At 72.2% G+C, this 8,662-nt stretch carries 9 protein-coding genes; 4 read left to right on the top strand and 5 right to left on the bottom strand.

Annotation, left to right across the window (positions count from 1 at the left end):
* The coding region (locus P1P70_RS35245) for a glutathionylspermidine synthase family protein (RefSeq protein WP_319245110.1) at positions 1–292 on the top strand (292 nt) is incomplete at its 5' end.
* A gap of 193 nt (positions 293–485) precedes the next feature.
* Positions 486–1,934 carry a glycine hydroxymethyltransferase gene (locus P1P70_RS35240; protein ID WP_319245109.1) on the top strand — a complete coding sequence of 483 codons (1,449 nt, stop codon included), beginning with the start codon at positions 486–488 and terminating at the stop codon, positions 1,932–1,934.
* 49 nt (positions 1,935–1,983) lie between these two features.
* Here P1P70_RS35240 and P1P70_RS35235 read toward each other — a convergent pair whose 3' ends face one another.
* From P1P70_RS35235 to P1P70_RS35225, 3 genes are all read right to left on the bottom strand, one after another.
* Positions 1,984–2,769, bottom strand: a complete 786-nt coding sequence (locus P1P70_RS35235; protein WP_319245108.1) for a hypothetical protein — start codon at positions 2,767–2,769, stop codon at positions 1,984–1,986.
* A gap of 100 nt (positions 2,770–2,869) precedes the next feature.
* The gene (locus P1P70_RS35230; protein ID WP_413471621.1) at positions 2,870–3,718 is read right to left on the bottom strand and encodes a hypothetical protein; all 849 of its coding nucleotides are present in this window, start codon (positions 3,716–3,718) and stop codon (positions 2,870–2,872) included.
* 88 nt (positions 3,719–3,806) lie between these two features.
* Positions 3,807–4,388: an RNA polymerase sigma factor gene (locus tag P1P70_RS35225; protein WP_413471620.1), complete on the bottom strand. Its 582-nt coding sequence runs from the start codon at positions 4,386–4,388 to the stop codon at positions 3,807–3,809.
* Between the two features lie 142 nt (positions 4,389–4,530).
* Between P1P70_RS35225 and trpS the strand changes: the two genes are divergently transcribed.
* Both trpS and P1P70_RS35215 read left to right on the top strand, forming a co-directional pair.
* A complete protein-coding gene (gene trpS / locus P1P70_RS35220) occupies positions 4,531–5,544 on the top strand; it encodes a tryptophan--tRNA ligase (protein WP_319245106.1) in 1,014 nt (337 codons plus the stop codon).
* 266 nt (positions 5,545–5,810) lie between these two features.
* A complete protein-coding gene (locus tag P1P70_RS35215) occupies positions 5,811–6,392 on the top strand; it encodes a 2'-5' RNA ligase family protein (protein WP_319245105.1) in 582 nt (193 codons plus the stop codon).
* Positions 6,393–6,517: 125 nt separating this feature from the next.
* On the opposite strand, the gene P1P70_RS35210 is transcribed toward P1P70_RS35215, so the two are convergent.
* Both P1P70_RS35210 and P1P70_RS35205 read right to left on the bottom strand, forming a co-directional pair.
* Positions 6,518–7,273: a decaprenylphospho-beta-D-erythro-pentofuranosid-2-ulose 2-reductase gene (locus P1P70_RS35210; protein WP_319245104.1), complete on the bottom strand. Its 756-nt coding sequence runs from the start codon at positions 7,271–7,273 to the stop codon at positions 6,518–6,520.
* Between the two features lie 54 nt (positions 7,274–7,327).
* Positions 7,328–8,662, bottom strand: a 1,335-nt coding sequence (locus P1P70_RS35205) for an FAD-binding oxidoreductase (protein WP_319245103.1), incomplete at its 5' end; no start/stop codon positions are given.

Raw genomic sequence — 8,662 nt, 5'->3', positions numbered from 1 at the left:
CGCCTATCTCGACGGCCCCCGCGAACTGGCCGCCACCACCGGCTACGTCGCCAAACCCCTCCTCGGCCGCGAAGGCGCCGGTGTCACCCTCCACACCCCCGACACCGCCTTCGCGCTCCGCGAAGAACCCTGCTGCTACCAGGAGTTGTCCCCCCTGCCCACCTTCGACGACAACCACGTGGTCCTCGGCGCCTGGGTCGTCGAGAACGAGTCCGCGGGCCTCGGAATCCGCGAGTCCTCGGGCCTGGTCACGGACGAGTACGCCCGCTTCCTCCCGCACGTGATCCTCTGACACGCGCCCCCTCCTCCCGTCGTTCGAATGGTGGACGTCCCGGCCCGCCGCTCCCGCCCGCCCGATAGGGTGAGCGGTGGGTCGTGACTGGCGCGCTGGGATGGGACGGACCATCGGGGAGCGGCCCGGGGAAGATGAGTGCCGTGCGCCTGGGCCGTACCGTGAACGCTGAACGCAACGTCCGGAGGTCCCCATGTCAGCCGAGCCCCTCTCCCACGAGTCCACCGCCTTCCGTGCCGCCCTCGATGTGATCCGCGCCGTCGAGCCGCGGGTGGCCGACGCCATCGGCCAGGAGGTCACCGACCAGCGCGAGATGCTCAAGCTGATCGCCTCCGAGAACTACGCCTCCCCGGCCACCCTCCTGGCCATGGGCAACTGGTTCAGCGACAAGTACGCCGAGGGCACCGTCGGCCGCCGCTTCTACGCCGGCTGCCGCAACGTCGACACCGTCGAGTCCCTTGCCGCCGAACACGCCAAGGAGCTCTTCGGCGCCCGCCACGCCTACGTCCAGCCGCACTCCGGTATCGACGCCAACCTGGTCGCCTTCTGGTCCGTCCTCGCCGACCGGGTCGAGGTCCCCTTCCTGGAGAAGTCCGGCGCCCGCCAGGTCAACGACCTCTCCGACGCCGACTGGGCCGAGCTCCGCCAGGCCTTCGGCAACCAGCGCATGCTCGGCATGTCCCTGGACGCCGGCGGCCACCTCACCCACGGTTTCCGCCCGAACATCTCCGGCAAGATGTTCGACCAGCGCTCCTACGGCACCGACCCCGCCACCGGCCTCATCGACTACGGGGCCCTGCGCACCTCCGCCCGTGACTTCAAGCCGCTGATCATCGTCGCCGGTTACTCCGCCTACCCCCGTCTGGTGAATTTCCGGATCATGCGCGAGATCGCCGACGAGGTCGGCGCCACGCTCATGGTGGACATGGCGCACTTCGCCGGCCTCGTCGCCGGCAAGGTCCTCACCGGCGACTTCGACCCCGTACCGCACGCCCAGATCGTCACCACGACCACCCACAAGTCGCTGCGCGGCCCGCGCGGCGGCATGGTCCTGTGCGACGACTCCCTCAAGGACCAGGTCGACCGAGGCTGCCCGATGGTCCTCGGCGGCCCGCTCCCGCACGTCATGGCCGCCAAGGCAGTCGCCCTCGCCGAGGCCCGTCAGCCCGCCTTCCAGGACTACGCCCAGCGCATCGTCGACAACTCCCGAGCGCTGGCGGAAGGCCTGATGCGCCGGGGCGCCACCCTCGTGACCGGCGGCACCGACAACCACCTCAACCTGATCGACGTCGCCACCTCCTACGGTCTCACCGGCCGTCAGGCCGAGGCCGCGCTGCTCGACTCCGGCATCGTCACCAACCGCAACGCCATCCCGGCCGACCCGAACGGCGCCTGGTACACCTCCGGCATCCGGATCGGCACGCCCGCCCTGACCACGCGTGGGCTGGGCACCGCCGAGATGGACGAGGTCGCCGGCCTCATCGACCGTGTCCTCACCACCACCGAGTCCGGCACCACCAAGTCCGGCGCCCCCTCCAAGGCCCAGCACGTCCTCGACGCGAAGGTCGCCGACGAGATCTCCCGCCGCGCCACCGACCTCGTCGCCGGCTTCCCGCTGTACCCGGAGATCGACCTCGGCTGAACCGGCCGACCTGCTGCCGGCCTTCTGACCGCGTACGGACCGTCGTCGCTCAGGCGTCCAGCAGCTCCTGACGGGGCTCCCGCGGCGGCCCGGACCCGTTCCGGGCCGCCGCGCGGCGTAGGAGGAGCATGGCGCCGCCCGAGCCAGCGAGCAGGCCCAGCGCCAGGGCGGGTATCGCCCAGTGCGCGTGGTCGGTCAGGCCGGGTACGTCAGCCGCTGCCCCGGCGTCGACAGCCGCCCCGGCGGTACCGGCCGCGGTCCCTCCTGCCGTGTCGCTCGAAGACGGTTCGTCCCGCGCCAGGGCGTCGGAGGCAGGATCACCCGGGGACGCGCCCAGGATCCCCAGGCCGGTGAGCAGCTTCCGCAGCTGGTCCGGCTGCTTCGCCCGGTGCCAGACGCCGGCGCCCGGAGCGCCGAGGACCTCCTCACCGGTGCCGAGCGTCGTGTGGATCCAGATGTCCTTGGTGTCGGGCGCGGCCGTGTAGACGCGGTCCAGCCGCCATGGCGTCACGTCGTGGATCATCCACGTCACGCTGACCATGTCGCTGATCCGCTCTCCCCATATCTCCTCCCGCCCCCACTCCGGTGCCTTCTCGCGGCTCCGGTCGAGCGCGCTGCCCGCGGGGGCGAGGAGCTTCTCCAGATCGCCATACTCCTCCTGTGTGCCGTACAGCGATGCCGTCCGCTGGCTGGTCGGGGAGACCAGCAGCACACTGGTCGGTCCGCCCGCCGCCGAGGGCGGAGCCCCCAGCAGCACCAGGGCCACCGCCGTCAGTAACCCGCGCACCATCGCCAACCCGCCCACCATCGCCGTCAGTTGTCGCAGTCCACGCATCCGACACCTCCGATCGATCCCGGTGCGGCCCTCCCGCACTCGCGGTGTCATTCCTGGTACACCGCTCGGACGGCCGGGGTTCCCACCCGGGCGGGACCGATCAGTCCAACGAGTCCGCGATCTCCCGCGCCCGCGCCTTCGACTGCACGCCCTCCAGCCGCAGCGTGAACGCGTCGTCGTGGACCCACAGCAGGGTGGGCCCCGCCGTGCGCTCGGAGCGGGTGAGGCGGGTGCCGTCCTCGGAGGTCATCCAGAAGCGCAGCAGGTGCGGCTCGGGGAACCACAGCGCGTCGTGCGCGCTCTCCCGCAGCCCGACCCACTCGACGGCCTGCTCACCCGCCACGGTCTTGCCGTACTCGGGCGCCAGCCGGGACGCGTACTCGTCGAGCCGGACGGTCCCGCCCCGCTCCTCCCAGCAGAGGGTGATCACGAAGCGGTCCTTCGGCGCACGCGTCACGGACACCGCGTCCGGAGCGCCCAGCGCGCCCGGCACGAGCGGAGCGAACCCCGCCCGCCGCCCGGCCTCGGCCAGCGGGACCGGCTCCGGGCAGCCGGGCACCCGGGCACCCGGCGAAGGCGTCGCCGACGGGTCGTACCGCACCTCGACCCCGCCGAACCGGAACCAGTCGGCCACCGCCGCCCGCACCGGAGGCGTGAGGACGAGGGCCGTGAGCAGCCCGCACAGCGCGGCGATCAGCGCGCGCCACCGCGTCCGGGCCCACCGGCGCACCGCCCGCAGCCGCTCCCCGGCCCCCGGTGGCTCGGCCACCGGCGTCGGCACCCGCTCGGCGAGTATCTGCTGGAGCACGCGCTCGACCATGGTCTCGTCGCCGTCGCTCCCCGGCCGGTCCAGCGCCCGCCCGAGTGCCCGCAGCTCCACGGGCAACCGGGCGTCGCACACATCACCCTCCGTGTCCCCACCGTCCCTCGACCGCCCTCGGCCCCGCACCTCGGCACGACGCCGCACCTCGTCCCGTCCCCGGTCCTCGTCCCGTCCCCGGTCCTCGCCCGGTCCGCGCTCCTCACCGCCGCCCGGCTCACGCACGCCCCTCACCCCCTCTCCCTTTCCGGCCCAGCGGTTCGCCCGGCTCGAATTCCGGCAGGAGGCGGCCCAGCTTGCGCAGTGCACGGCTCAGACGGGACTTCACCGTGCCCCGGGGCCAGCCCAGGGCGGCCGCGGTCTCCGGCTCGTCCATCTCCAGCAGATAGCGGTAGGTGACGACCAGCCGGTGTTCCTCGCTCAGCTGCTCCAGGGCGCCCAGGAGCGCGACGCGCCGCTCTATCTCCAGCGCGGCGACCGCCGGGTCGGCCGAGGGCGGTATCAGCGGCTCGGCCTCCACGAAGGCGGCCTCCCGGTCGGCCAGCGACCGCTGGCGCCCCGCTGTCCGCACTGTGTTCCTCGTCTCATTGGCCACGATCGACAGAAGCCACGGCCGGAACGCGGCGCCGTCCCGAAAGCGGCCCAGTGAGCAGTAGGCCTTGAAGAAGGCCTGCTGCACCACGTCCTCCGCGTCCGAACCGGCTCCGAGTGCCCGCGCCGCCCGCAGCGCGATGCCCGTGTGGGCGCGCACCAGCTCCGCATAGGCCTCCGGCTCCCCGGCGCGTACGCGTGCGATCACCGCGGCCTCATCGACGATGCGGCCCCCCTCCCGCGTTCTCACAACATGGGTACACCGCCCGGACCCCATCGGTTCCCACCCGTGTCACATCTGTTTCCGGTCGGTTCCGGAACGGCCCCCGATACCTGAGAGAATGGTGAGCATGGCCTCTGACCGACCCCGCGTGCTCTCCGGCATCCAGCCCACCGCCGGCTCGTTCCACCTCGGCAACTACCTCGGCGCCGTCCGCCAGTGGGTGGCCCTGCAGGAGTCCCACGACGCGTTCTACATGGTCGTCGACCTGCACGCGATCACCGTGGCGCAGGACCCCGCGGACCTGCGTGCCAACACCCGGCTCGCCGCCGCGCAGCTGCTCGCCGCCGGGCTCGACCCGGAGCACTGCACGCTCTTCGTCCAGAGCCACGTCCCCGAGCACGCGCAGCTCGGCTGGGTCATGAACTGCCTGACCGGCTTCGGCGAGGCGTCCCGCATGACCCAGTTCAAGGACAAGTCCGCCAAGCAGGGTGCCGACCGCGCGAGCGTCGGCCTCTTCACGTACCCGATCCTCCAGGTCGCGGACATCCTGCTCTACCAGGCGAACGAGGTGCCGGTCGGCGAGGACCAGCGCCAGCACATCGAGCTCACCCGTGACCTCGCCGAGCGCTTCAACGGCCGCTTCGGCGAGACCTTCACGATCCCGAAGCCGTACATCCTGAAGGAGACGGCGAAGATCTACGACCTCCAGGACCCCGCGATCAAGATGAGCAAGTCGGCGTCGACCCCGAAGGGGTTGATCAACCTGCTCGACGATCCGAAGGTCACCGCCAAGAAGGTCAAGAGCGCGGTCACCGACACCGACACGGTGATCCGCTTCGACCCCGCGGAGAAGCCGGGCGTCAGCAACCTGCTGGGCATCTACTCGACCCTCACGGGGGCGGGTGTCGCGGAACTGGAGCAGAAGTACGTCGGCAAGGGCTACGGTGCGCTCAAGACGGACCTCGCCGAGGTCATGGTCGAGTTCGTGACACCGTTCCGGGAGCGCACCCAGCAGTATCTGGACGACCCGGAGACGCTCGACTCGATCCTGGCCAAGGGGGCCGAGAAGGCGCGCGCGGTCGCGGCGGAGACGCTCGCCCAGGCGTACGACGCGGTGGGCTTCCTGCCCGCCAAGCACTGAGCCGCACCACCTCTGCCCCCGAGCGCCTGCCGCACCACCGGTCGCACCACCGACAGCGCCGCACATCACTCCCGCTGCGCCTGCCCGGAGGGCCGCTGTGGCCGTACAGTCGATAGCCGGTACGACTGACAGCGGTACGACCGACAGTCGGTACGGCCGGGTAGTCGGTACGACACCGGCGGCCGGTACGACACCGGCGGCCGGTACGACGGACCGCGGCTGACAAGGACTACGACAACTCGCATGACACGACGACAGGAGACGACGTGGGGACCGTAACGATCGGTGTGTCGATCGCGGTCCCGGAGCCCCACGGCAGCCAGCTCCAGGAGCGGCGCACGGGCTTCGGCGACGCCGCGGCTCACGGCATCCCCACGCACGTCACGCTGCTGCCGCCCACCGAGGTCGAGGCCACCGACCTCCCGGCGATCGAGGCGCACCTCCGCGAGGTGGCGGCGGCCGGGCGGCCCTTCCCGATGAGGCTGTCCGGCACGGGCACCTTCCGCCCGCTGTCGCCCGTCGTGTACGTGCGGGTCGTCGAGGGGGCCGAGGCCTGCACCTGGTTGCAGAAGCAGGTGCGGGACGCGTCGGGGCCGGTGGCACGCGAGTTGAACTTCCCGTACCACCCGCACGTCACCGTGGCGCACGGTATCGCCGAGGAGGCGATGGACCGGGCGTTCGAGGAACTCGCCGGGTACGAGGCCGAGTGGCCCTGCACCGGCTTCGCGCTCTACGAGCAGGGGTCCGACGGGGTCTGGCGCAAGCTGCGGGAGTTCGCGTTCGGTGGGTCCGTCGTGCCGCCGCAGGCGGGGGCGCCGGTGGGGGACACGACGCTTCCCGCGCGGTGACCGGGAGCGCCGCTGGGTGGGGCGGATCGCTCCGGGAGGGGTGGTCCAGCGGTCCTCGCGGCTGCGGGTGGGTGGGGGTTGTTCGAGCAGTTCCCCGTGTTCCCGAGAAGCGAGACTCGGCTCTTCTAGAGCGGCAGGCGGCGGAAGACCGCCCTCGGCAGGTGCCTCAGGGCCGCCATCACCAGGCGTAGCGAACCCGGGACCCAGACCGTCTCCGAGCGGCGGCGCAGGCCCAGTTCGATGGCGGTCGCCACGGCCTCCGGGGTCGTGGCGAGAGGGCTCTCGGGGCGGCCCGCCGTCATGCTCGTGCGGACGGAACCGGGGCGGACGAGCATGACGTGGGCGCCGGTGCCGTGGAGCGCGTCGCCCAGGCCCTGTGTGAAGGTGTCGAGGCCGGCCTTGCTGGAGCCGTAGATGAAGTTGGAGCGGCGGGCCCGCTCGGCGGCGACGGAGGACAGGACGACCAGGGAGCCGTGGCCCTGCGCCTGGAGGGCCCGCGCGCAGACCAGGGCGGACGAGACGGCGCCCGTGTAGTTGGTCTGCGCGACGCGCGCGGCGGACACCGGGTCGCGTTCGTCGTTCGCCTGGTCGCCGAGGACGCCGAAGGCGAGGAGGACCATGTCGATGTCGCCCTCGGCGAAGACCTTGCCGAGGGCCGCCTCGTGCGAGGCGGGGTCCAGCGCGTCGAAGGTGATGGTGTGGGTCTCCGCGCCGAGGCCGCGCAGATGGACGGCCGCGTTCTCCAGATCCTGCGACGGGCGCCCAGCCAGCCACACCGTGCGGGTGCGGCGGGCGATCAGACGGCGTGCCGTGGCGAGCGCGATGTCCGACGTACCGCCGAGGATCAGCAGGGACTGGGGGGTGCCGAAGGCGTCCTTCATGACAGCTCCTGGGTGTGGGGGACACAAGGGGGGACCGCGCTCACGGCACGGAGTTCACAGGCCGAGGCGGCGGGCCAGGTCCGAGACGAAGACCCCGCCCGGGTCCAACTCCTCCCGCAGTGCGCGGAATTCGGGGAGTCTCGGGTACATCGCGGCCAGCAGCTCGGGCCGCAGGCGGGCGTCCTTCGCGAGGTAGACACGGCCGGAAGCGGCCGCGACCTCCTCGTCGAGCGAGTCCAGGAAGGCGCCGAGGCCGGGCAGGCTCGCCGGGATGTCCAGGGCGAGGGTCCAGCCGGGCATCGGGAAGGACAGCCAGCCGGGGTCGCCCTTGCCGAACCGTTTCAGGACGGCCAGGAAGGAGGGGCAGCGGCGCACCGAGATCCGGTCCACGATCCGGCGCAGGGCCTCCTCCCGGCCGTGTCCGACGACGAACTGGTACTGGACGAAGCCGGATCGGCCGTAGATCCGGTTCCAGTGCGGGACCCCGTCGAGGGGGTGGAAGAAGGTGGAGAGGCGCTGGAGTTCGTCGGTGCGGGCCCGGGGCGCCCGGCGGTACCAGAGCTCGTTGAAGAGTTCCATGGCCGTGCGGCCGAGGAGACCGTCGGGGACGAAGGAGGGGGCGGCGGGGAGGCGTGGGGTCCGGAATTCCAACGGACTGGCGGGCAGGTCCCGGTCCCTCCGGAGCCGGAACGTGTCATCGAACGGGGAGCGGCCCGTACGCGCGCGCGTGGACGCCCTCCACGACGATGCCGACGCCGGTGTCCAGAGCGACGGCCGCGGCGCCTCCAGCGCGTCCAGGGGTGCGTGGTCGCCGCGCGTGAGCACCGCCCGGCCCGTCGCGGCGCCCCTGGCCAGCAGGTCGATCCAGGCGACCGAGTAGCGGTAGTAGCGGTCGGTGGCCGTGAGGCGGGCGAGGAGGTCGTCGAGGTCGCGCGCGCGTTCGGTGTCGACGCACATCCAGGACGTCTCGACGGGGAGGAGGCGGACGGTCGCGGTGAGGATGACGCCGGTGAGGCCCATGCCGCCGGCCGTGGCGTCGAAGAGCGGGGTGCCGGGGACGACCGTGCGGATCTCGCCGTCGGCCGTGAGCAGGTCGAGGGAGAGCACATGGCGGGCGAACGACCCGGAGACATGGTGGTTCTTGCCGTGGATGTCGGCCGCGATGGCGCCGCCGACGGTCACCTGGCGGGTCCCCGGGGTCACCGGTACGAACCAGCCCAGGGGGAGCAGGACCTTCATCAGCCGGTGCAGCGAGACACCCGCGTCGCACAGCACGGTGCCGCCGTCCGCGTCGATGGCGTGGACGCGGTCGAGGCCGGTCATGTCGAGCACGGTGCCGCCCGCGGACCTACGACGAGGCCGCGGTCGGAGCGGTGCGACCCCAGCCGG

The organism is Streptomyces sp. MB09-02B, assembly GCF_033794485.1.
GTDB lineage: Bacteria > Actinomycetota > Actinomycetes > Streptomycetales > Streptomycetaceae > Streptomyces.
This window is presented reverse-complemented; position numbering and strand designations above follow the sequence as displayed.

What these genes read in the sequence shown, in the direction of transcription:
- P1P70_RS35240 (WP_319245109.1), top strand. Translation starts at nt 486, where the DNA reads ATGTCAGCCGAGCCCCTCTCCCACGAGTCCACCGCCTTCCGTGCCGCC.
- P1P70_RS35235 (WP_319245108.1), bottom strand. Translation starts at nt 2,769, where the DNA reads ATGCGTGGACTGCGACAACTGACGGCGATGGTGGGCGGGTTGGCGATG.
- trpS (WP_319245106.1), top strand. Translation starts at nt 4,531, where the DNA reads ATGGCCTCTGACCGACCCCGCGTGCTCTCCGGCATCCAGCCCACCGCC.
- P1P70_RS35210 (WP_319245104.1), bottom strand. Translation starts at nt 7,273, where the DNA reads ATGAAGGACGCCTTCGGCACCCCCCAGTCCCTGCTGATCCTCGGCGGT.